A 20,563-nucleotide genomic window follows, 5' to 3' on the forward strand; every position below is an offset into this window, starting at 1 on the left:
TCACGCTCTTTTTTTTGCAAAATGCATGTTTACTACTGTTTCTACTACCGCTCCCACTAAGGCTATTGAGCAGCAGGTGCTGCGCATCATCAGCAAGCGCAAGGCCATTAAGGCCGTCCGCCTGCGCCGCACCGCCAGCCTCAGCCGCGACCTGCGCTTCGATACCGTCGACCTGGTCGATATCATCCTGGAGCTGGAACGCAGTTTCCACATCACCGTGCCCGATGAAGTGCCCTTCCACACAGTTGGCGACTTTGTCCGCTACGTCACGGCCCACGCAGCGTAATTGTCTGAACCGCGGATTCTTCGGATTTATCGGATTAGTCGGATTTCGGTGACGAGTATTAGCTATCCAGTTTAAATAGAAAAGGCTGCTCTCCCGAGCAGCCTTTTCTATTTTTTTAGGAATGATTGATGACCGTCCACAAAATCCGACTAATCCGATAAATCCGAAGAATCCGCGGTTCAGACAATTACCTGACGTTGCCGCCGGTAGCGGTCTGGCCGTTATTGGGGTGGCGCGAACCTTCGGTCGTGTTGGCGGGCGCGCTGCCGCGGTAGCTGGTATCGTGGCCCATGTCGGCGCCGGCCTCGTGCACGGGGCGAGTGGTTGAGCTAGTGGGCGAGCCCAAGCCAGCGTCGGTGGCCGACTGGTCGGGGCTGTTCGAAGCGAGGGGTAGGGCGGTGGTACCGGCGCTCTTGGCCGACTGGTTGGTGGTGCTGGCCGAGCGGGTCTGCCACAGTTCCTCGTCCGAAACTACCGTCGTAGCCTTGGTCGTTTCCCACTCGTGAAACTTGTCCAGCTCGTGCTTGATAGACGTCGAAAACCACGCCACCAGAGCCATATCATCAAGCAAGCCCACCACCGGAATGAAGTCGGGAATCAGGTCAATCGGCGACAGGAAATATATGAGCACCGCCACGGCCGCCACTACCGTAGTAGAAGGCACGCCCGTGTACTCGCCCGAAGCGCTGAGCTTGATGAGGCGGAACAGGCTTTGCAGCGTTTCCCAGGCTTCGTGGGCCAGCGTGCCAATTTCCTTCTTCTCGCGAGCCTTATTGAAGGCATCCATCAGCAAGGTTTTGAGGCGGGTAGGCTGCTTGATATAGCTTTCGGCCGAGGCTAAAAACTTTTTGAAGAGGGCCGAGGCCGCGATGTCGGGGCCGGAGGTTTTAGAAGTAGCCATGCGGAAAAAAGGGGGCGAAGGTAGCGCGGCGCAGCCGCAAATGTTTGGTAGTAGCTGTTTACTGCATTCGCGGCCCGCAAGTTATATCAACCCAACAAAAACGGCTCCCAACGCGAACGCAGGGAGCCGTACTAGACACTTGGTTAGCAGGCAGCTGCGCCGCCAGTTTTTATTCGGGGCGGGCACTGGCCGCGGCCGATAGCAGCTCGGCCGTTTCGGCGGGGGTAGCATCAGCTGAGAGCGACTCGGCACCCGCTACGCGGCCCGCGGCGTAAAAATTGTGCTGGTAATAGGCCTGGTGCAGCGAGCTCACCATTACGCCGCCGTTGCAGGCCGCGTGGGCAAACTTGCCATCCTTGAGGTAAATACCGACGTGGTAGATGGCACCCTTACCGTGGCGGAAGAACACCAGGTCGCCGGCCTTCATGTCCGTCTTAGCCACGCGCTGCACGGTCGAAAACATGGAGCGAGAACTGCGCTTGAGGGTGATACCGTACACTTTCTTGAATACCTGCGTCACGAAGCCCGAGCAGTCGGTGCCGCGGCGCGAGTTGGCACCGTAGCTGTAGGGCGTGCCCAGCCAGTTGGTAATAGTTTGGAGCAGGCTCTGGTTTTCGGTGTGGGCCAGGTGCACGCCCAGCGTTTGGGCGTAGTAGCCGTAGGCCAGCGAATCGCGCGAGGCCGTTACGGTAGCCGGCTCGTCGCCAGTGGTGGGGGTAGCAGCCTTGGGGCCCAGCAAGCCATTAAGCAATGATGCCTCGGCGAGGGCCGGGGCCGAAGCACCAGCCGAAGCCAGGGCATCGGGTGTTTTATCGAAGCAAAAGGAAAGCGCCAGGGAAGCAGCGGCGAGGCAAGATAGCAGGATGTTCTTCATTGTCCGTCGTTGGGAGGAGCACCGGCAGCGCCCTAAAGCTGGCCGCCGGGTAGCAAAAAGTGGGGTAGTCTGTTGCGCTAGGCAGGACTGCGTGAGCAGCGGGGATTAAGAGTTGATGAGCCTTGACAACTACCTTTTTAAGGAAATTTTATAGGGTAGTGGCCAGCCAAAGCTAAGCACTAAAATTCTAAAGGTGACGCACTTTTCTTAAAAAAACTATACGATTATTAGTAAAATACAGTATTAAGAGTGAAAATAACCAAACTTTGTTGCAACCATCGCTATTCCGTTAGCGTAGCAAGCCCGAATTATATACCATGACTTCTCCCAAGACTTTCGTTAATTCCCCGCTGGCGCGAGTGGCCCGGCTGGTGCTCGGCGGCAATGCCCGCGTGGCCATGGTGCTGGGCCAGACCGTACACCTGAGCGGCGCCACCCGCGCCGAGTTTCTGGCCGACCCCGAGTGGGTAGCGCACGAGGAAGTGCACCTGCACCAGGTGCGCGAACTGGGCCTACCCCGCTTCTTGTGGCAATACCTCATCGAGTCGGCGCGGGTGGGCTACTACCAGAACAAATTCGAGGTAGAGGCACGCGAAGAAGCCCAGCGCCAGATGCTGGCGCGGGCTAGTGGGCTGAGTGCGCAGTTGAGTCCTGTGAGGGGAAAAGACTCGCTTCTGAGTTAAGAATTGAATAGAAAAAGGACGCTACTATTTCAGTAGCAAGCTTACAGCTGCGCCAGTCGCCCACCATCCACAGTCATGGTCGAGCCGTTGATGAAGTTGGCCTCGTCGGAGGCCAGGAAGCAGATGGTGGCGGCCAGCTCCTCGGGTGTACCAATCTGACCCGTAATGACTTCGGTACCGTCCATCACGTTGGGGTTGCTGCGGAGCATGGGCGTTTCGACGGCGCCGGGCGCCACGGCGTTGATGCGGGCCTGGGTGTAGGGCACCTCCAGGCTGAGGCCGCGCACGAAGGCTTCGAGGCCGCCCTTGCTGGTGGCGTAGGGCGCCACGTTGGGCGTGCTCTGGAAGGCGTGTACCGAGCTGATGGCCACCACGGCCCCGCCCTTCATGTGCGGCACGCAGAGCTGACAGAGGCGGAACAGCGCCCGCAGGTTCACGTTCATCACGCGGTCCCAGTCGGCGGGGTCCAGGTCCAGGATGGGCGTGAAGGTCATCATGGCCGCATCGCTAATCAGGATGTCGATGCGTTGGTAGAGCGCCAGGGTAGTTTCGACGGCGTGCACCAGGTCGGCGTCGTGGCCCACGTCGGTTTTGATAAACAACGCTTCGCTACCCCCCGCTTTTATCTCGGCCTCCACGGCATGGCCGGCTTTTACCTCGCGGCCCAGGCAGATAACGGTGGCGCCCTCGCGGCCCAGGCGCACGGCCGTGGCCCGGCCAATGCCAGAGGTAGCACCGGTAACTAAGCAAATTTTATTCTGAAAGCGAAACATAAAGAATACGATAAGGAGCAGATTACGCATGGGAAACGGGCAGCGCGGGCAGTTGTTTGCGCAAGAGCCTGGGAAGCGCATCGCAACGGCAGCCGATGAGCAGCCGATGAAGCCAGCGCGTCGTATAGCGGAGCCATGACTGTGAATTGCCTAGCCTTGCTCGCTGCCGACATTATGCCTTTTGACTGGCAGCGCCTGTTTATTTCAGACCAGGCACCGACGAGCTTTTTGTGGGAAGTGCTGGTGCGCAGCCTTTTCGCTTTTGGGCTCACTATGGGGGCCTTGCGCATCTCGGGCAAGCGCGGGGTGCGGCAGCTTTCCCTGCTCGAATTTGGCCTGATACTGGTGCTCGGCTCGGCGGCGGGCGATGCCGCTTTCTACCCCGATGTGCCGCTGCTACACGTGGTGGTCGTTTTTGCAGTGGTAATGGCGCTGTATGTGCTGCTCAACTACCTTATTGACCGGTATTCCCGCATTGAGCGGCTATTTGAAGGCAAGCCCGAGCTGATAATAGTGGAGGGCGAGATTGACCTGGCGGCTTTCCGGTCGGCCAGCCTCACGGCGCAGGAATTATTTGGGCAGCTGCGCCAGTACCAAATCGAGCACCTGGGCCAGGTGCGTCGCCTGTATCTGGAGGCCACGGGCGAGGTGAGCGTGTATTTTTTTGAGCCGCAGCACGAGCGTCCCGGCCTACCCATCTGGCCTGAGGTGTATCACCGGCCCCTTTTTCACCTGCCCGAGGCTGGCGCCTACGCCTGCCACACCTGCGCCGCTGTACGCGACCTGCCCGCTGGCCCCGCGCCGGCCCACTGCCCCCGCTGCCAGCAGCCCGATGGCTGGCTGCCGGCCTGCCCTACCCCCCGCCAGGCGTGAGGGCGCAACCCGGTGGGCACTCCTTACGAATACCCACTATGCAGCGGCTCACGGGCTAGCTGCGCCCCACTCACTTAGCTTCTTTTCCTATGAACCCCACAAGCAACGCGCCGAGCGGCTCGCACGGCAACTCTACTGCTCCCGGCAACCCTAAACTCGACGCTCCCCTGGCCAAAACCGAGCCTACCTCGGGCCCCGCCGGCTCGTCGTATGACGACTATAAGCAGAAATCCAGTGATGGCATTCAGGCCATTCTGGACAGTGGCAAGCAAGGCTGGCAAGAAGGCCGGGAGTGGCTGGCCAGCAGCGACATGGGCGAAAAAGCCAAAGAGCTGCCCCAGAAAGCCAAAGACCTGGGCAACCAGGCCTTATCGAAATTCAACGACTTGTCTACCACCCAGAAACTAGTGGGCGTGGGCCTGCTCACGGCGGGCATCGCCTTTTTGGCTACCCGCGGCAAAAAGCGCAAGGACGACGGCGAGTATCGCCTCAAGGACCGCCGCTCGCCCTTCGCCAAAAAGTCCAAGGAAAGCGATAAAGACCGCGGGCCGCGCGCGCAGCAGCGCCCCTGGGGCAGCAGCCGCTACGGCTCGTCGTCGGCGCCCGCCAGCGCTGGCAAAGGCCGCGTGATGGCCGGCAGTGGCCCCAAGAAGGAGCACCCCGACCACCAGCGCGACCACGGCCAGCGCCCTACCCCCCCCGCCGGTGGCCAGCGCCGCGACCAGGGCCCGGCCTCGGGCAGCCGCTACGACGCCAGCAAGTCGGGTAGCCAAAACCCCAATAACCTCGACCAGCTCAACAGCGCGTTTTAAAGAGTTATGCGTTAAAAATGATGCGTTATGAGTTGATGGTTAGCGTAGTATTCTTACTGCTAAAACTCATAACGTATCATTCATAACTGATAACTCCCCAAAAGGGCCGGCTGCACCAGCAGCTGGCCCTTTTGGCGTAAACTTGCCGCACCTATGCTCTTTTACACCGTTATGAAGCCCGTGGTGCGCCTGGGGTTGCGCATATTTTTCCGGCGCCTCGAAGTGCGCCACCGCGAGCGCCTGCGCGTGCCGGGCCCGCTGATGCTGTGCAGCAACCATCCCAACACCCTGATGGACCCGCTCGTGACGGCCGTGCAGCGCCACCAGCCCATCGCGTTTCTGGCCAAGAGCACGTTTTTTAAGAATCCTATTCTGGGCGCCATCATGCGCTCGGGCAACTGCATTCCCATCTACCGGCGGCAGGATGTGGAGGGCAGCGCCAACGCCCCTACCCCTGCCCAGCTGGCCGCCAGCAACGAGGCCAGCTTCGGGCGCTGCTACGACTACCTGGAGCGCGGCGGCACGGTCATGATTTTTCCGGAAGGCACCAGCGTGAGCGAGCGCCGGCTGCGGCCGCTCAAAACCGGCGCGGCGCGCATTGCGCTGGGCACCGAGGCGCGGCACGATTTCAAGCTGGGCCTGCAGCTGGTGTGCGTAGGCACCAATTACTTCGACCCCAGCCACTTCCGGTCCGATGTGCTGCTCAACGTGGCCCCACCCATTGAAGTAGCCGCCTATGCCGAGCGCTACCGCCAGGACCCCGACGCGGCCGCCGACGAGCTGACCGAAGAGATACGCAAGCGCCTCACGCGCCGCCTCGTTATCAGCCGCGATGCCGAAGACGACCAGCTGGCCCAGCAGGTAGAGCGCACCTTCGGCGACCACCTCAACCCCAACGACGACCCCACTACCCTCTACGACAACTTCGAGCTCAGCCGCACGCTGCTCGATGCCGTAGCCTGGTTTGAGCAGCACGACCCCGGCCGCCTGGCGGCGCTACGCGAGGCGCTGGGCACGTATCTAGCTGATTTAGAAAATAATAAGCTCGACGACGACGCCCTCGACCAAAGCCAGCGCCCCGGCACCCGGCTAGCCGACTACCTCAACCTGGTACTGGGCTTCCCGGTGTGGCTGTATGGCTTGCTGACCAACTATTTACCCTACAAGCTGCCCGCCGAAGTGGCCCACCGCGCCACCAAAGAAACGGAGTTCATTGCGGCCATTATGCTGGGGGTAGGGATGGTCACGTTTCCGCTGGCCTACGCCCTGGAGGCGGCCGCCGTGCAGCACTGGCTCACGCACGACTGGCGCCTTACCCTCCTGTTTGTCATTAGCTTACCGCTGGCCGGCTTCTACGCCCTGGGCTACTGGCAAACGCTGAGCGCCCGCCTCAAGCGCCTGCGGGTGCGGCGGCTGCCGGGCAGCACGCTGGCTGCGCTGCAAGCACGGCGCGCCACCGTGCTGCGCCTGCTCGATGAGGCGCGGGCCGCTTATAGGCGTGTAGGGTAAGCTTCAGCTTGCCGTCGTTCGGCCGGTGGCAAGCTAAAGCTTACCCTACACGCTGCTATTCATCCAAATACTGGTGTACAAACTTAATAGCCATGCTGCCCTCGCCCACGGCCGAGGCCACGCGGGCCATGGCGCCGGCGCGGCCATCGCCAGCGGCAAACATGCCGGGTACGCACGTTTCGAGCAAGTAGGGCTCACGGTCTTTTTTCCAGGAAGCTTGGTAGCGCGGGTCGGCCACGAGGTCGCGGCCGGTGAGCAGGTAGCCCTTGGGGTCGCAGATGGCCAGGTGGCACACCCACTCGGTGCTGGGTTTGGCCCCAATGAAGATAAACAGCGCCCGGGCGGGCCGCTTTTCGGGCTCCTGGCCGGCTTGCTGAATGACCACGGCTTCGAGCGCGTGCTCGCCGCAGGCTTCGCGCACTTGAGTGTGGGGTAGGATTTCGATGTTGGGCGTTTGAGCAATCTGCTCAATCAGGTAGGCCGACATGCTGGCGGCCAGGCTCTCACCCCGAATCACGATGAACACCCGCGAGGCAAACGTGGCCAGGTACATGGCCGCCTGCCCGGCCGAATTGCCCCCGCCAATAATGTACACCGGCTGGTTGCTGCAGCTGCGCGCCTCGGTGCGCGCCGCCCCGTAGTACACGCCCGCCCCGCTGAGGCGCGCCAGGCCCGGCGCCTCCAGCACGCGGTAGCTGACGCCGGTGGTGAGCACCACGGCACGGGCCTTTATCTCCGTTTTATCACTCAAAGTCAGCACCTTGTAGCCGTCCTGAATGCAAAGGTCAACTACCTCCTGCGGGGCCATAAACTCGGCGCCCAGGCGGGTGGCCTGGCTCCAGGCGCGGTGAGCCAACTCGGCCCCGCTGAGGCCGGTCGGGAAACCCAGGTAGTTTTCGATGCGCGACGACGAGCCGGCCTGCCCGCCGGGCGTTTGCCGCTCGATGATGAGCGTTTTCAGGCCCTCTGAAGCGCCGTACACGGCGGCGGCCAGCCCGGCCGGGCCGGCGCCTATTACCACCACATCATACAGGTCTTGCTTGGCCTCGACCAGCAGGCCCAGGTGGCGGGCCAGCTCGGGCTTGTCGGGCTTGGCCACGGCCTGGCCATCAGGGCAAATGACAAACGGCAGGTCTTCGGGCGTGAAGCCGTTGGCTTCCATCAGCACTTTAGCCTCAGCATCCTTCTCAAAATCAAGCCATTGGTAGCTCACCATATAGCCGCTGAGAAAATCCTTGAGCTCGTGCGAGAGCGGCGACCACTGAAACCCAATGAGCCGCACACCCACAAATGCCGGCCGGTACGTGACCTGCCAGCTGGCCAACAAATCGTGCAAGGTGGGGTAGAGCAGCTGCTCGGGCGGGTCCCAGGGCTTGAGTAAATAGTAGTCGAGTTGCGCCGAATTGATGGCCTTGATAGCGGCCGTGGTATCGGCGTAGGCCGTGAGCAGCACGCGCTTAGCTTCCGGAAAAAGCTCGCGGGCACGGGTCAACACCTCTACCCCCTCTACCTCGGGCATGCGCTGGTCGGCCAGCACCAGAGCCAGCGGCTCGGCTCGGGCGCGCAGCTCGGTGAGGGTGCTGAGGGCCTCGGGGCCGGAATTGACGCTCAGGATGCGGTAGTCCTGGCGAAATTCCTGGCGCAGGTCGCGCGTGATGGCCGCCAGCACCTGGGCGTCGTCATCAACGGTAAGGATAATGGGCTTTTTCATAAGAATGTGCGGTAAGCTTTAGCTTGCCATCAATTAACTATTCTATATTTACGGCAAGCTGAAGCTCACTGCACATGAAGACGTACTACCGGCGCAATTTGCCACATATTTTGCCGCCAGGTGCGCTCATTTTCTTTACATTTCGCTTAGATGGCTCACTTGCTGCCAGTACGTTACAGCAGCTAGCCGACGAGCGAGAGCTGGCTATTCAGCAAGCAATTCTCCACGCTTCCTCACTCCATCAGCAAGCCGAAGCCATCGCAAAAATCAATAAGCTGCGCTTTGCCACCTACGACGCGCTGCTGGACGGCGCTACGCAAGGCCCCCGCTGGCTGAGCGAGCCAGCCGTGGCTAAACTGGTAGGAGCTGAAATTCATCGGTTGGAAGAGCTTGATGTTATAGTACTGGCTTACTGCCTGATGTCGAACCATGTGCACCTGGTGGTGCAGCTACCTACAGCGCCTGGCTTTTCGGCCGCCCGCATGATGCAGCGGCTGAAAGGTCGCACCGCGCTGGAAGCAAATAAATTACTTTGCCGGCAAGGTTTGACGTTCTGGCGGCATGAGAGCTACGACCATGTGGTGCGCAATGAGAAAGAACTAGAGCGGGTGATAGCTTACGTGCTGAATAATCCGGTCAAAGCCGGGCTGGTAGACGACTGGACTAAATGGCCTTATTCCTATGTGCGGTAAGCTTTAGCTTACCTTTTAGCTAATAATGCTAGTAGCAAAACGGCAAGCTAAAGCTTACCGCACACTGGGAAGCCACACCGAAAACCCGGTGCGGCCGGGCACCGACGTAGCCTCCAGCCGGCCGCCGTGCTCCTGCACGATGCGCCGGGCAATATCGAGGCCCAGGCCGCTGCCCTCGCCGGCGGGCTTGGTGGTGTAAAAAGGCTCAAACATATGGGCCAACACCTCGGCCGTCATACCGCTGCCGTTGTCGATGATGCTGACGCAGACGCCGCCCGGCTGCTTGGCGGCTTGCACCGCCAGGGTGCCGCCGGTGGGGGGTAGGGCATCAATGGCATTATCTATCAGATTGGTCCACACCTGGTTGAGCTGGCCTACTTCGGCACGCACGGGCGGCACATCGGGGGCGTAATCGCGGGTGAGCTTGATGTTTTTCTGGCGCAGGGCGTAGTCGAAGATATTGAGAGTGCTATCGAGGCCGGCAGTTACATCGAGCAGCTCACGGCCGCCGGCGCGGTCCATGTGCGAGTAGGTTTTGACGTTGCCGACCAGCGTGCTGATGCGCTGGCTGGCCTCGCGAATGTCGTGGGTGAGGCGCAGCACCGACACGTGGCTTTCGAGCCAGGCCAGCGCGGCCGGCCGGGCCGCCACCGACAGCGGCGCCACCAGCGGCTCCAGGGTGGCGGCCGAGTGGCCGGCGTCTAATAAGTTGGGAGCCAGCGCGTAGCCGTCGGCGCAGCCCTGCGTTTCGAGCCAGTCGGCCAACGCGTCTTCGGCATCGGCGCGGGCCAGGGCCGAGCGGGGGGGTAGGGACTCGGCAGGCCCTCCCACGCTAAGTAGAGCCGCCACGGCCTCGGCGGGTGGGCAGGCCAGCAGCAGGTTTTTGAGCAGCACCGGCTTGTTTTTCAGCATATTGCCCAGGGCATCGGCGGCGCGGGCGATGGCGGCGGCGGGGTTGTTAAGCTCGTGAGCCAGGCCAGCCGAGAGCTTGCCCAGGGCGCGCAGCTTGTCGTCGCGCTCCTGGCCGCGCACCTCGTCTCGGGCGCGGTCGCTCATGATGCCCACCAGCCGCTGCACCAACTCGGGACTCACCTGCTCCAGGGCCGGAAACTCGGTGCGGGGCAACAGGTACAGCACGGTTTCCCCAACAGCAATGCCTTCCCCTTTAAGCACTTGCAGCCGCGAATAAGGCAGCACCCCGCTGATACTACCCGCCGACACCTTGAATACCGGCTCCTGCGGCCCGGTACCGGTGCGGAAGTACTGCATGCCGCCGCGCACCACGCCCATCATCTTATCGGCGGGGTCGCCGGCGTGCACGATGGTTTCGCCGTCGGCATACTGGCACAGCTCGCCGGCTTGCAGCAGCCAGGCCAGCACTTCGGCGGGCAGGTTTTGGAAAGCCGTGATACCCGTAAGCGCGGCGGGGTCGAGAGGAAGTTGCTGAGCCATAGATATACTAACCGGCTGGCGGCACCGAAGTTAAGGGCTAGGCCAGCGCAGATTCAGGGTTAGTGCAGAGGCAAGTTGCGCACAAAACTGGGGGCAACCCGCACGCTTGCCGGTCAATAGGTGTTCTTTTGCACCGTGAGCCCTGCCCCTACCCCCACCCCGCCGCCCGCATTGCTCACTCGCGAGCAGGTGCTGCGCGCCCTGCGCCTGGTAGAGCGCGAGGGCCGCCGCCTGCCGCCCAGTACCGTGTACGAACTGCTGTACCGCGGCCGCCGCTACCCGCCCCGCGCCGTGGCCGAGCTGGCCTATCGCCTGGCCCAGGCCAACCCCCAGGCGCGCTGGCCTCTCGCCGCCGGCCAGCCCACCAACGCCCAGCTCGAAGCCCTCGACTTCACCATCGCCGCCAAGCGGCCCATGCTGGCCGCCGGCTCGGCCCAGGACCACGAGCAGGCCGCCGAGCAACAGGCCGAAAACCTGTACGTGGGCTCCGAAACCTCCCTGCGCGGCTCGGCCATGGCCGAGCCCGGCGCGACTTATTCCCTACACCCCTATACGAAGGCCAACGCACTGACCGAGCTTTTTATTACTGATAATGAGCTAGCTGACAGCCTGGCCGGCCTGCGCCGCCGCCGGGCGCTGCTACTGCAGGGACCACCCGGCACCGGCAAAACCTACCTGGCGCGCCGCCTGGCCTGGCTGCTGCTGGGCGCGCAGGATGAGGGCCGCATCGAGCTGGTGCAGTTTCACCCCAGCTACGGCTACGAGGATTTTGTGCTGGGCTTTCGGCCGGGGCCCAAGGGGCAGTTTGGGCTGGTGCCGGGCGTGCTGCCGCTGCTGTGCCAGCGCGCCGCCCAGGACCCCGAACGGCTGTATTTTCTCTTAATTGACGAGCTAAACCGGGGCAACGTGGCCCGCATTTTTGGCGAGTTTCTGCTGCTGCTGGAGCCCGATAAGCGCGGCCCGGCCCACGCCCTGCGCCTGCCCTACGCCCCGCCCGAGGCGCCCCGGTTTTTCGTGCCCGAAAACCTCTACGTCATCGGCACGCTCAACCTGGCCGACCGCTCGTTGGCTCCGCTCGACTATGCCTTGCGGCGGCGCTTTGCGTTCGTGGCCATGCGGCCGCAGTTTGGCGCGCCGCTGCGCAAGCTCTTGACGGATAAGGAGGTACCTATGCCACTCATCGAGCTGCTGCTTGAGCGCATGGCGGCCCTCAACCACGTCATTGCCGCCGACCCCGAGCTGGGGGCCGATTTTGAAATTGGCCACAGCTACTTCTGTGCGCCCCCTACCCCCCTCGGCGCGGCCGAAGCCAGCAGCTGGCTGCGGCTGATTTTTGAGCAGGAAATCGGCCCGCTGTTGGCCGACTACTGGCGCGAGCAGCCCGACAAAGCCGCCGCCCAGCTGCGCCGCCTGCTGGTTGACGTGTAGGGTAAGCTTTAGCTTGCCGTGAGGGGGTAACGTTGAATTGAAAACCTATTTGTCAATTACTTATGGCAAGCTAAAGCTTACCCTACGCGCTTGATTCCGCTTGCTACCCTTTATTATTTGCTGTGCTACGCCTGGCAGCGCCTGCCCGAGCCAGCGGTGCTGCAAGCCACCGAGGCCGCGCCCTTTCACCGGCCGCTGGAGCTGCTGACGCAGATGCTGCTGCACGCCACGCGCCAGTTGCTGCGCCGTGGCCTGCCCCTCGCCTTTAGCAGCATCGAGCAAGAAACCAAGGAGTTGCGCGGCCGCATTGAACTAGCGCCCACCCTGAGCCGGGCGCTGCTGCCCCAGGGCCGGGCCGTGTGCCGCTTCGATGAGCTGAGCCCCAACCAGCCGCTTCACCAGCTGCTAGCCGGCACGCTGGCTGCCCTGGCCACGCACCCCGGCCTACCTCTGGCACTGCGCCGCGAGGTGAGCGAGGTGCGCCGCCGCCTGCCCGCCAGCGTGGTGCCGCTGGTGCCGGCCGCGCCGGTATTCGGGGCGTTGCGGCGGCAGCGGCTGGCGGGAGCCGATGCCTTTTTGCTGCACCTGTGCGAGCTTATTTTTGATACCTCGCTGCCCGCGCCGGCGGCCGAAAGCCGGAGCCGCTTCCCCGATTTCCGGCGCGATGAGCGGCTGATGGCGCGGCTGTTTGAGCAGGCGGTGCGCAACTTCTACCGGCGCGAGCAGCGGCAGTACCGCGTGTTTGCCGAAACCATTGCCTGGCAGGCCGAGGCCGCCCACACGCCCGACCTGGCGCTGCTGCCGACCATGCTCACCGATACGACGCTCGACAGCCCGGCCCGCAAGATTGTGCTCGATACCAAGTACTACGCCGCCGCGCTGCGCCCGCGCTACGACCAGGTGCGCCTCATCGCGCCGCACCTCTACCAGCTTTTTGCCTACCTCCAAAACCTGCGCCCTACCCCCGGCCAGGCGCTCGAAGGCATTTTGCTGTATCCGGCGGCCACGGCGGCCGTAGATGTGCGCTACACGCTGGGCGGCCACCCGGTGCGCATCGCCACCCTCGATTTGCACCAGCCCTGGCCCGGTATCGCGGCCGACCTGCTGGCGCTGGTGGCTTAGTTGCCTACCCCCATTCAGCAGGGCCAAGGTCAAGTAACTGATAAATCTCTTGAGAAAAAAGCACAAAAAAAGGCCTGCGCATCGCGGCGCAGGCCTTTTTTAAGAAATTTACATCCAGGCCCGAAAGCCTGGGCGTAATTACATTTTCTTGGTGGTATCAGCCATCATAGCGCCGTCGGCGGGAGCGGTCGACATAGTCGAGGTCGAGTCCGTAGAGGTGCTCATGGTCGACTCGGTAGCGGGAGTCGTGGTAGTGGTTTCGGTCGTAGCGGTTTTCGACTCGCACGAAGCCAGGCCAACAGCCAGGAACAGGGCAGATACTTTCAGTACGTTGTTCATCTTGAGGTAAATTTGAAAGGGGATTAACAGAAATCTGCTCTTAATGCCGCCACCACGGATAGGTAACCCAGTGGTTGCAAAAAAATATTTAAAAAAATCTCATGGGTTACTAATGCCTGTTAGCCAGCATTAAGCCCCGAAGCGAATGAACATGGATAGCACCACGGCGCTGGCCGCCGACGCTCAGCTTATCAAAGCCATTCAGGGTGGCGACGAGCGGGCTCTCAGCCAGCTTTACCGCCTACACTGGCCGATGGTTTCGCACTTTGTGCTGCAAAATAGCGGCTCGGAGGACGATGCCCGCGATGTGTACCAAGAAGGCGTGATGGTATTTTATGAGAAGGTGCGCGAAGGCTCTTTGGAGCTGAGCTGCCAGATTAAAACCTACCTCTACGCCGTGTGCCGCCGCCTGTGGCTCAAGCGCCTCACCTCCAAAAGCCGGCTGCACGGTGTGCGCCTGCTCGATGAGGAAGAATACGGCCCCTACCTCAACACGGGGGCCGAGGACGATGTGCAGGAAGCCGAGGAGCGCGACCGACGCTTCGCGACGATGAGCGAGGCGCTGACCCACCTGGGCGAGCCCTGCCGCTCGCTGCTCGAAGGCTTTTACCTGCTCGATAAATCGATGCTGGACCTCACGGCGGAGCACGGCTACACCAACGCCGACACCGCCAAAACCCAGAAATACAAGTGCTTAACGCGCCTAAAGAAGTTGTTTTTTGCTAGTTATAAAGAAGCCTAACCTGTCGGACTGAGTTCCTGCCCCGCCCGACGCTACCACCATGCAAACCGAAGCTGATTACTACGCCCTCTTTGAAGCTTACCAGCGCGGTGAGCTGGCGGCCGGCGCGCGGGCCAGCCTGGAAGCCCGGCTCGGGGCCGAGCAGCGGCTAAGCCAGCTCTATGCCGAATACCTGGACCTGACCGGCACGCTGGCCGCCTACGGCGAGCGCCGCCGCACCCGCCAGACTATCAGCCACCTGCACGAGGCTATGCTGACCGCCAAGGCTACCCCGGTGTTTGAGGAGAAAGCGGCCGGTGGCCTGACCTACGCCGTGAACCCACGCCTGAGCCTGTCGCGCACCGAGCAGAAGCTGCGCGAGTTTTGGAGCGGGCACCGCGCCACGGTGGGCGTGGCCGCCTCGGTGGCCGTGCTGGCCGTGTTCAGCACCCTCACCGGGCTGAGCCTGTGGCATTCGGCTAATGCGCCTACCGCCAGCGGCGTGCGGGAGCTGCGGCGCGAAGTAGCCCAGATAGTGCGCAAGCAGGATGCCCTTACCCGGAAAGTAGCTACTCAAATGGGTGATGTCGCTACCCCCGCCGTGCGCACGAATAAGTTCAGCGGCACGGGCTTCGCGCTTACTTCCGATGGCTACCTCGTTACCAGCGCCCACGTTATTAAAGGGGCCGACTCGCTGCTGATTGAAGGCCGCGACCACCAGCGCTACCACGCCGAAACGGTGTTTACTGATAAGAAGCACGACCTGGCCATTCTGCGCATCAAGGACCGTGATTTTAAGACCTTTGGCAAGCTGCCCTACACCTTTAAGGCCGGGCAGGCCGACTTGGGCGAGCGCGTGTACACGCTGGGCTACCCCCGCGAAGACGTAGTGTATGGCGAAGGCGCGCTGAGCGCCCGCTCGGGCTACGACGGCGACTCGGCCTTTTACCAGGTGAGCATTCCGCTGAACCCCGGCAACTCGGGCGGCCCCCTGCTCGATGCCCAGGGCAACCTGATTGGGGTGGTGAGCAGCCGGCAGGACGATGTGCTGGGCGCCGCGTTCGCCACCAAGTCGTCGTACTTGGTACGGCTAGTTGATTCGCTCAAAAACCGCCAGCCCGACTCCGACTATCGCCTGCCGCGCTTCAACCAGCTGATTGGCGCGGGCCGCCCGCAGCAAATCAAGCGCCTGCAAGACTTCGTCTTTGTGGTGAAGGTGTACGAATAAGCTTTTCTCTCTTTTTTCTGCTAGTACTTGCAAGCCTCGCCTCATTCGGCGAGGCTTTTTTGGCGCCCTACCCCTGCAAAATCCGGCAGCTTCGCCCGGCGAAACCCGGCGCGAAAGGCCGCCCGTACCTTTGCCCCGCATGGGCGACTACCTCCTTTACCAGGCCTACGGCAGCCCCGCTATTCTGCACGAGGCGCTGCTGAGCATCCTTTCCTACCTGCGGCAGCCGGCTGGCGCCACCGTGCTGGTGTACACCGACCAGCCGGCGCACTTTCGGGCGGTGCTGGGCGAGGTGGCAGCCGTGCAGTACGTGCCCATCGAGCCGGCGCAGTGGCAGGCGTGGCGCGGGGAAATTGACTTCGTGCACCGGGTCAAAATCAAGGTGTTGCAGCACGCTGCGACGCACTACGTGGGCAATTTGTTATATGCTGACACGGATACCATCTGGGTGCAGTCGCCGGCCGAAATTTTTGCTGCGCTGGGCCGGGGCGAGCACTTCATGCACGTGGCCGAAGGCCGGCTGGGCGATGGTAACCCCTTGAACCGCAAGATAAACCGGGCCCTGCGGCCGGCGCCGGGCCAGGCGCCGCTGGCCGGCGGCGTGGCCATCGGCCCCGAAACCCAGATGTACAACGCCGGCGTGCTGGGCCTGCGCAGCCTCGATGCGCCGCGCCTGGCCACGGTGCTGGCCCTCACCGAGCAGCTGTACCGGCGCTACCCCAAGCACGTGATGGAGCAGCTGGCCTTTAGTGTGGTGTGGGCGCAAGCGGGGCCGGTGCGCGCGGCCGCGCCGTGGGTGTACCACTACTGGAACCTGAAGGAAATCCGGCCGGTGCTGGCGGCGCTATTTGCCCTACCCCCCGCCCGCAGCCTGAGCGAGTGGCAGGCCCGCGCCACCCGCCTCGACGTGCCCGCCCTGGCCGAGGACAAGGCCCGGTTTCGGGCGCTGCCGGGGTGGCGGCGGGCCCTGCGGCGCTGGCTGGGCCGCGCCTGGCAGCTGCCCGCCCTTGGGCCGGTAACGGGGGGGGAGGGCGCGCGGCATGGCAGGTAGCGGGCGGGGAAATTTTAATGGGTTTTATCAGAATAAAAAATTGTTAATCAGACATTAAACCTTCGCGGACGGGCCGCATCTTTAGGCAATACTTGCCTCGTTGCCTATGAACCGCCGAGCTTTCCTCCAGCCCCCGACTGCCGGGCGGCGCGCCCCAGCCGCGCCGCCGCAAGTTGCCGCCCCGCTGGGCGGCGACCCGCCCGAAACCATTAGCCCCTACGCCAACCAGACGCTGCCCGCGCTGCGCGGCACCCTGGCAACGACGCTGGCCGCCTACACCGGCCCCTGGGGCGCCGACCAGGCCACGCACTTGCTGCGCCGCTGCCTGTTTGGGCCCACGCGCGGCGAGTTGGCGGTGGCGGCCGGCTCGTCGCTCACGGCGGTGCTCAATGGGCTGCTGGCCGCGCCCCCTACCCCCGCCCCGCCGCTCAACGTGAGCGCCACCGACACGACCGTGCCCATCGGCCAGACGTGGGTGGGGCAGGCGTTTGACCAGACGCTGGAGGGCGGGCGCCGGACATCGCTGCGCGACTGGTGGCTGGGCCAGCAGCTGGGCCAGGGCGTGTCGCTGAGCGAGAAGATGACGCTGTTCTGGCACAACCACTTTGTGGTGGAGTTTGGTAATATCAACAGCGCTTTTTATGGCTACGAATACGCGCGGCTGCTGCGCCAGTATGCGCTGGGCAATATCCGGCAGCTAGCTAAGGACGTAACCGTTACTCCAGCTATGCTGCGCTACCTCAACGGCAACCAGAGTGTGGTGGGCGCCCCCAACGAAAACTACGGCCGCGAGCTGCTGGAGCTGTTTACGCTGGGCAAGGGGCCGCTCATCGGGGCCGGCAACTACACTACTTACACGGAGGCTGATGTGCAGGCCGCCGCCCGCGTGCTCACCGGCTGGCGCGACGATGCCAGCACCGTGAGCGGCTACTTCACGGCCAGCCGCCACGATGCTACCACCAAGCAGTTCAGCGCGGCTCTTGGCAACGCCAAGATTGCGCCCAACGGGGCCAACGAATACAAGGATTTAATTGACCTGATTTTCAATCAGACCGCCACGGCGGCGTTTCTGGTGCGCAAGCTTTACCGCTGGTTTGTGTACTACGTGATTGATGCGCAGATAGAAAGCGACATTATTCAGCCCCTGGCCACGCTGCTGGTGCAAAGCAACTACGACGTGGTACCGGTGCTGCGCAAGCTCCTCAGCTCGGAGCATTTCTTCGACGCGGCCAACGTGGGCTGCCTCATTAAAAGCCCGCTCGATTTCACCATCGGCGTGTGCCGGCAGCTGGCGCTGGCCCTACCCCCCGCCAGCAGCCCGGTGGCGCTGTACGGCGTGTGGGATTACCTCAACGGCCTCACCTACGTGCAGCAACAGACGCTGGGCGACCCGCCCAACGTGGCCGGCTGGGCCGCCTATTACCAGACGCCGCAGTTTCACGAGCTGTGGATAAACTCGGTGACGCTGCCGCGCCGCAACCAGGCTACCGACCTGCTCATTGGCACGGGCTTTACCAAAAACAGCTTTACCTACAAGGCCGACCTGGTGGCCTGGGTGCAGGCCCTACCCCCCGCCACGGCCCAGGACCCCAACCTGGTCATCGCCGAATTTGTGCGCCTGATGGTGCCCTTTGTGCTCACAGCCAGCCAGCTGGATTTTCTGAAAAACGCGCTCATCCCCGGCCTGCCCGACTTTGAGTGGACCAGCGAGTGGAACCTGTTTCTATCCACGCCCACCGTCACGGCCCGCCGCAACGCGGTGACGACCAAGCTCATGGCGATGGTGAAAGCCTTGGCTGGCCTGGCGGAGTATCAACTGAGCTAAGGCTGGTTTGTCATTGCGAGGAGGCACGACGAAGCAATCTTTCCTTGCTGAGCGCGCCAGTTGTTTAGTATCAATTTTTTAGACATTGCTTCGAGCAGCACCAACGACAAGGAAGGATTGCTTCGTCGTGCCTCCTCGCAATGACAACCCGCAGCATATGAAACGGCGCAAATTTTTACAAACCACGGGGGCTACGGTGACGGGCGCGGCCATGCTGCACGGCTTTCCCATTGGGGCCTACGGCTACACGCCCGAGCTGGCGGCACTCACCAACGCCACTGCGGCCACCGATAAAGTACTGGTAATCGTGCAGCTGCAGGGCGGCAACGATGGCCTGAACATGATTATCCCGGTGGACCAGTACGCGGCCCTGGCGGCGGCGCGGCCCAACATTATGCTGCCCCAGAACCAAGTGCTACCCCTCACGGCGGCCACGGGTATTCACCCGGCAATGGCCACGGCCCAGCAGCTGTATAAGAATGGCCAGCTGGGCGTGGTGCAGAGCGTGGGCTACCCTACCCCCAACTTTTCGCATTTCCGGGCCACCGATATCTGGACGTCGGGCTCCAGCTCGGACGTGGTGTGGACTACCGGCTGGGGCGGGCGCTACCTCGACGGCGAGTTTCCGGGCTTTCCGACGGGCTACCCCAGCGCCCAGAACCCCGACCCGCTGGCCATTAGCATTGGCTCGGTGGTGAGCAACTGCGTGCAGGGCCCCACCGTGAACATGGGCATGGCCATTGCCAGCACCTCCAGCTTTTACCAACTGCTGAGCGGCGGCACCGACGCGGCGCCCGCTACCCAGGCGGGCCACGAGCTGGCATTTATTCGGCAGGTAGTGAGCCAGACGCAGGTGTACACGACCACCATTCAGGCGGCGGCGGCCAAGTCCAAAAACCTGTCGCCGCTCTACCCCGCCGCGGGCCAGAACGCGCTAGCCGACCAGCTCAAAATAGTGGCGCAGCTGGTGGCGGGCGGCCTCAGCACCCGCATCTACGTGTGCCAGCTCGGCGGCTTCGACCTGCACTCCAACCAGGTGCCCACCACCGGCAGCACCACTACCGGCGCCCACGCTACGCTGCTGGGCAAAATTGCCGACGGCATCAACGCCTTTCAGGACGACCTGCGGCGTCTGGGCGTGCAGGACCGCGTGATTGGGATGACGTTTTCGGAATTTGGGCGCCGCATCAAGGCTAATTCGGGTTACGGCACCGACCACGGCGCGGCGGCTCCGCTGCTGGTGTTTGGCTCGCAAGCCAACCCCCTCGTGCACGGCCCCAACCCGACGCTGCCCGCCAACGCGGGCGTGAACGACAACGTGGCCATGCAGATTGACTTTCGGAGCGTGTACACCAGCATTCTCAAAGACTGGTTTCAGGTACCGCAAACCACGCTCAATCAGCTCTTTGGCCAGCACTTTCCCTACGTGCCGGTTATTAAGCAAACGGCGCTGGCCACGGTGGCTAGCGCTACGCCGGTACCGGGCTTCACCCTCTACCCCAACCCGGTGGCCGACCAGGCTACGGCACTCTTTGAGAGCCAGGGGGGGGTAGTAGAGTTGGTGCTGCTCGACGGCCTGGGGCGCGAGGTACGCCGGTTGGTCGATGGCCGGGTGCTGGGCCAGGGGCCGCAGCGGGTGCCGCTGAGCGTGCGTGGGCTGTCGCCCGGCGCCTACCATTGCGTGGTGCAGGAGGGTGAGCGCAGCAGCTCGCTAGTGCTGGTGGTAACCGATTAAGGCCTCAAAGTAAAGCTGCACAGGAACGCCCGGCAGATTTTTGCGTAAAGGCATTGAGGCGGCACCTGCCAGCCTTTCCTGCTACTTCACCCCTATTTGTTTTCCTTATGGCTGACCAGCTTCAACAAGTCGAAAAAATTCTACCCGAAGACATTGCCCGCACCTTCGAAGCCGCGGTAAACGTATTTCAGGGAAAAACCGAACACATGGACGACCTGCTGAAAAACGGCGGCACCTTGCTGCGTAAGGCGTCCAAAAACTTTTCTTCTACCCAGCTGATTCTCAGCGTAGCGGCGCTGGCCGTGGTAGCTATCGTGGTTATCAACCGCGCTACCGAAGAATAAGCGGTCCCTGCATTTTGCTTTTACATAAAACAGGCCTTCCCTTGGCGGGGAAGGCCTGTTTTATGTAAAAGCAATTTGAATGACGCAGTCGCGCCCTGGAGCGGTTCTCAGGGCCGGGTACCGGCTCCGGTCCGACGGCAAAGCCGTCCGACCGGTTGACAAGTGCGCCTCTTGGCTGGGGCGGGCTGCCGGGGCTGCTCTAAG

Annotated in this window: 19 protein-coding genes and 1 pseudogene; 14 read left to right on the forward strand and 6 right to left on the reverse strand. The window is 62.6% G+C overall.

Annotated features, from left to right (window positions below):
* The first annotated feature begins 25 nt into the window (after positions 1-25).
* On the forward strand, positions 26-286 hold the full coding sequence (locus E4631_RS13555) for an acyl carrier protein (RefSeq protein WP_133659241.1): 261 nt from the start codon (positions 26-28) through the stop codon (positions 284-286).
* Positions 287-833: 547 nt separating this feature from the next.
* Here E4631_RS13555 and E4631_RS26790 read toward each other — a convergent pair.
* Positions 834-1,187, reverse strand: a pseudogene (locus E4631_RS26790) (YkvA family protein); the annotation flags it as partial.
* A gap of 169 nt (positions 1,188-1,356) precedes the next feature.
* The gene (locus tag E4631_RS13565; protein ID WP_133659242.1) at positions 1,357-2,061 is read right to left on the reverse strand and encodes a C40 family peptidase; all 705 of its coding nucleotides are present in this window, start codon (positions 2,059-2,061) and stop codon (positions 1,357-1,359) included.
* Positions 2,062-2,378: 317 nt separating this feature from the next.
* On the opposite strand from E4631_RS13565, the gene E4631_RS13570 reads away from it, so the two are divergent.
* Positions 2,379-2,744 carry a DUF4157 domain-containing protein gene (locus E4631_RS13570; RefSeq protein ID WP_174805472.1) on the forward strand — a complete coding sequence of 122 codons (366 nt, stop codon included), beginning with the start codon at positions 2,379-2,381 and terminating at the stop codon, positions 2,742-2,744.
* A 41-nt stretch (positions 2,745-2,785) separates the two neighbouring features.
* Here the strand turns inward: E4631_RS13570 and E4631_RS13575 are convergent, their stop codons facing one another.
* Complete coding sequence (locus tag E4631_RS13575) at positions 2,786-3,547, reverse strand: SDR family NAD(P)-dependent oxidoreductase (protein ID WP_240734896.1); 762 nt, start codon at positions 3,545-3,547, stop codon at positions 2,786-2,788.
* A 144-nt stretch (positions 3,548-3,691) separates the two neighbouring features.
* Here E4631_RS13575 and E4631_RS13580 point away from each other — a divergent pair, with 144 nt between their 5' ends.
* From E4631_RS13580 to E4631_RS13590, 3 genes are all read left to right on the forward strand, one after another.
* On the forward strand, positions 3,692-4,390 hold the full coding sequence (locus E4631_RS13580; RefSeq protein WP_205704240.1) for a DUF421 domain-containing protein: 699 nt from the start codon (positions 3,692-3,694) through the stop codon (positions 4,388-4,390).
* 89 nt (positions 4,391-4,479) lie between these two features.
* A complete protein-coding gene (locus E4631_RS13585) occupies positions 4,480-5,202 on the forward strand; it encodes a hypothetical protein (protein WP_133659244.1) in 723 nt (240 codons plus the stop codon).
* Between the two features lie 153 nt (positions 5,203-5,355).
* Positions 5,356-6,711 carry a lysophospholipid acyltransferase family protein gene (locus E4631_RS13590; RefSeq protein ID WP_133659245.1) on the forward strand — a complete coding sequence of 452 codons (1,356 nt, stop codon included), beginning with the start codon at positions 5,356-5,358 and terminating at the stop codon, positions 6,709-6,711.
* A 55-nt stretch (positions 6,712-6,766) separates the two neighbouring features.
* On the opposite strand, the gene E4631_RS13595 is transcribed toward E4631_RS13590, so the two are convergent.
* The gene (locus E4631_RS13595; protein ID WP_133659246.1) at positions 6,767-8,422 is read right to left on the reverse strand and encodes an FAD-dependent oxidoreductase; all 1,656 of its coding nucleotides are present in this window, start codon (positions 8,420-8,422) and stop codon (positions 6,767-6,769) included.
* 74 nt (positions 8,423-8,496) lie between these two features.
* Between E4631_RS13595 and E4631_RS13600 the strand changes: the two genes are divergently transcribed.
* Positions 8,497-9,114 carry a transposase gene (locus E4631_RS13600; RefSeq protein ID WP_133659247.1) on the forward strand — a complete coding sequence of 206 codons (618 nt, stop codon included), beginning with the start codon at positions 8,497-8,499 and terminating at the stop codon, positions 9,112-9,114.
* 54 nt (positions 9,115-9,168) lie between these two features.
* Here E4631_RS13600 and E4631_RS13605 read toward each other — a convergent pair whose 3' ends face one another.
* Complete coding sequence (locus E4631_RS13605) at positions 9,169-10,566, reverse strand: ATP-binding protein (RefSeq protein ID WP_133659248.1); 1,398 nt, start codon at positions 10,564-10,566, stop codon at positions 9,169-9,171.
* A gap of 135 nt (positions 10,567-10,701) precedes the next feature.
* Here E4631_RS13605 and E4631_RS13610 point away from each other — a divergent pair, with 135 nt between their 5' ends.
* Both E4631_RS13610 and E4631_RS13615 read left to right on the forward strand, forming a co-directional pair.
* Complete coding sequence (locus tag E4631_RS13610; RefSeq protein WP_135318611.1) at positions 10,702-11,994, forward strand: AAA family ATPase; 1,293 nt, start codon at positions 10,702-10,704, stop codon at positions 11,992-11,994.
* A gap of 90 nt (positions 11,995-12,084) precedes the next feature.
* Positions 12,085-13,116, forward strand: coding sequence for a hypothetical protein (locus E4631_RS13615; protein WP_133659250.1), 1,032 nt, complete (start codon positions 12,085-12,087; stop codon positions 13,114-13,116).
* A 138-nt stretch (positions 13,117-13,254) separates the two neighbouring features.
* Here the strand turns inward: E4631_RS13615 and E4631_RS13620 are convergent, their stop codons facing one another.
* On the reverse strand, positions 13,255-13,455 hold the full coding sequence (locus tag E4631_RS13620) for a hypothetical protein (RefSeq protein ID WP_133659251.1): 201 nt from the start codon (positions 13,453-13,455) through the stop codon (positions 13,255-13,257).
* Positions 13,456-13,600: 145 nt separating this feature from the next.
* Between E4631_RS13620 and E4631_RS13625 the strand changes: the two genes are divergently transcribed.
* The 6 genes from E4631_RS13625 to E4631_RS13650 all read left to right on the forward strand — a co-directional run bounded on the left by E4631_RS13625 (position 13,601) and on the right by E4631_RS13650 (position 20,359).
* Complete coding sequence (locus E4631_RS13625) at positions 13,601-14,197, forward strand: sigma-70 family RNA polymerase sigma factor (protein ID WP_317129130.1); 597 nt, start codon at positions 13,601-13,603, stop codon at positions 14,195-14,197.
* Positions 14,198-14,237: 40 nt separating this feature from the next.
* Positions 14,238-15,404 (forward strand): S1C family serine protease, encoded by a 1,167-nt coding sequence (locus E4631_RS13630; RefSeq protein ID WP_133659252.1) that lies wholly within the window; start codon positions 14,238-14,240, stop codon positions 15,402-15,404.
* A 139-nt stretch (positions 15,405-15,543) separates the two neighbouring features.
* Positions 15,544-16,455 (forward strand): hypothetical protein, encoded by a 912-nt coding sequence (locus tag E4631_RS13635; RefSeq protein ID WP_133659253.1) that lies wholly within the window; start codon positions 15,544-15,546, stop codon positions 16,453-16,455.
* Between the two features lie 106 nt (positions 16,456-16,561).
* Positions 16,562-18,280 (forward strand): DUF1800 family protein, encoded by a 1,719-nt coding sequence (locus tag E4631_RS13640; RefSeq protein ID WP_133659254.1) that lies wholly within the window; start codon positions 16,562-16,564, stop codon positions 18,278-18,280.
* A 157-nt stretch (positions 18,281-18,437) separates the two neighbouring features.
* Entirely contained in the window at positions 18,438-20,015 is a 1,578-nt protein-coding gene (locus E4631_RS13645; RefSeq protein ID WP_133659255.1) for a DUF1501 domain-containing protein, read from the forward strand.
* 107 nt (positions 20,016-20,122) lie between these two features.
* Positions 20,123-20,359, forward strand: coding sequence for a hypothetical protein (locus E4631_RS13650; protein WP_133659256.1), 237 nt, complete (start codon positions 20,123-20,125; stop codon positions 20,357-20,359).
* Positions 20,360-20,563 lie beyond the last annotated feature (204 nt).

It is taken from the genome of Hymenobacter sp. UV11, assembly GCF_004684095.1.
Classification (GTDB): Bacteria; Bacteroidota; Bacteroidia; order Cytophagales; family Hymenobacteraceae; genus Hymenobacter.

What these genes read in the sequence shown, in the direction of transcription:
- E4631_RS13605 (WP_133659248.1), bottom strand. Translation starts at nt 10,566, where the DNA reads ATGGCTCAGCAACTTCCTCTCGACCCCGCCGCGCTTACGGGTATCACG.
- E4631_RS13635 (WP_133659253.1), top strand. Translation starts at nt 15,544, where the DNA reads ATGGGCGACTACCTCCTTTACCAGGCCTACGGCAGCCCCGCTATTCTG.
- E4631_RS13575 (WP_240734896.1), bottom strand. Translation starts at nt 3,547, where the DNA reads ATGCGTAATCTGCTCCTTATCGTATTCTTTATGTTTCGCTTTCAGAAT.
- E4631_RS13650 (WP_133659256.1), top strand. Translation starts at nt 20,123, where the DNA reads ATGGCTGACCAGCTTCAACAAGTCGAAAAAATTCTACCCGAAGACATT.
- E4631_RS13585 (WP_133659244.1), top strand. Translation starts at nt 4,480, where the DNA reads ATGAACCCCACAAGCAACGCGCCGAGCGGCTCGCACGGCAACTCTACT.
- E4631_RS13630 (WP_133659252.1), top strand. Translation starts at nt 14,238, where the DNA reads ATGCAAACCGAAGCTGATTACTACGCCCTCTTTGAAGCTTACCAGCGC.
- E4631_RS13600 (WP_133659247.1), top strand. Translation starts at nt 8,497, where the DNA reads ATGAAGACGTACTACCGGCGCAATTTGCCACATATTTTGCCGCCAGGT.
- E4631_RS13565 (WP_133659242.1), bottom strand. Translation starts at nt 2,061, where the DNA reads ATGAAGAACATCCTGCTATCTTGCCTCGCCGCTGCTTCCCTGGCGCTT.
- E4631_RS13570 (WP_174805472.1), top strand. Translation starts at nt 2,379, where the DNA reads ATGACTTCTCCCAAGACTTTCGTTAATTCCCCGCTGGCGCGAGTGGCC.
- E4631_RS13590 (WP_133659245.1), top strand. Translation starts at nt 5,356, where the DNA reads ATGCTCTTTTACACCGTTATGAAGCCCGTGGTGCGCCTGGGGTTGCGC.
- E4631_RS13645 (WP_133659255.1), top strand. Translation starts at nt 18,438, where the DNA reads ATGAAACGGCGCAAATTTTTACAAACCACGGGGGCTACGGTGACGGGC.
- E4631_RS13625 (WP_317129130.1), top strand. Translation starts at nt 13,601, where the DNA reads ATGAACATGGATAGCACCACGGCGCTGGCCGCCGACGCTCAGCTTATC.
- E4631_RS13595 (WP_133659246.1), bottom strand. Translation starts at nt 8,422, where the DNA reads ATGAAAAAGCCCATTATCCTTACCGTTGATGACGACGCCCAGGTGCTG.
- E4631_RS13640 (WP_133659254.1), top strand. Translation starts at nt 16,562, where the DNA reads ATGAACCGCCGAGCTTTCCTCCAGCCCCCGACTGCCGGGCGGCGCGCC.
- E4631_RS13620 (WP_133659251.1), bottom strand. Translation starts at nt 13,455, where the DNA reads ATGAACAACGTACTGAAAGTATCTGCCCTGTTCCTGGCTGTTGGCCTG.
- E4631_RS13580 (WP_205704240.1), top strand. Translation starts at nt 3,692, where the DNA reads ATGCCTTTTGACTGGCAGCGCCTGTTTATTTCAGACCAGGCACCGACG.
- E4631_RS13555 (WP_133659241.1), top strand. Translation starts at nt 26, where the DNA reads ATGTTTACTACTGTTTCTACTACCGCTCCCACTAAGGCTATTGAGCAG.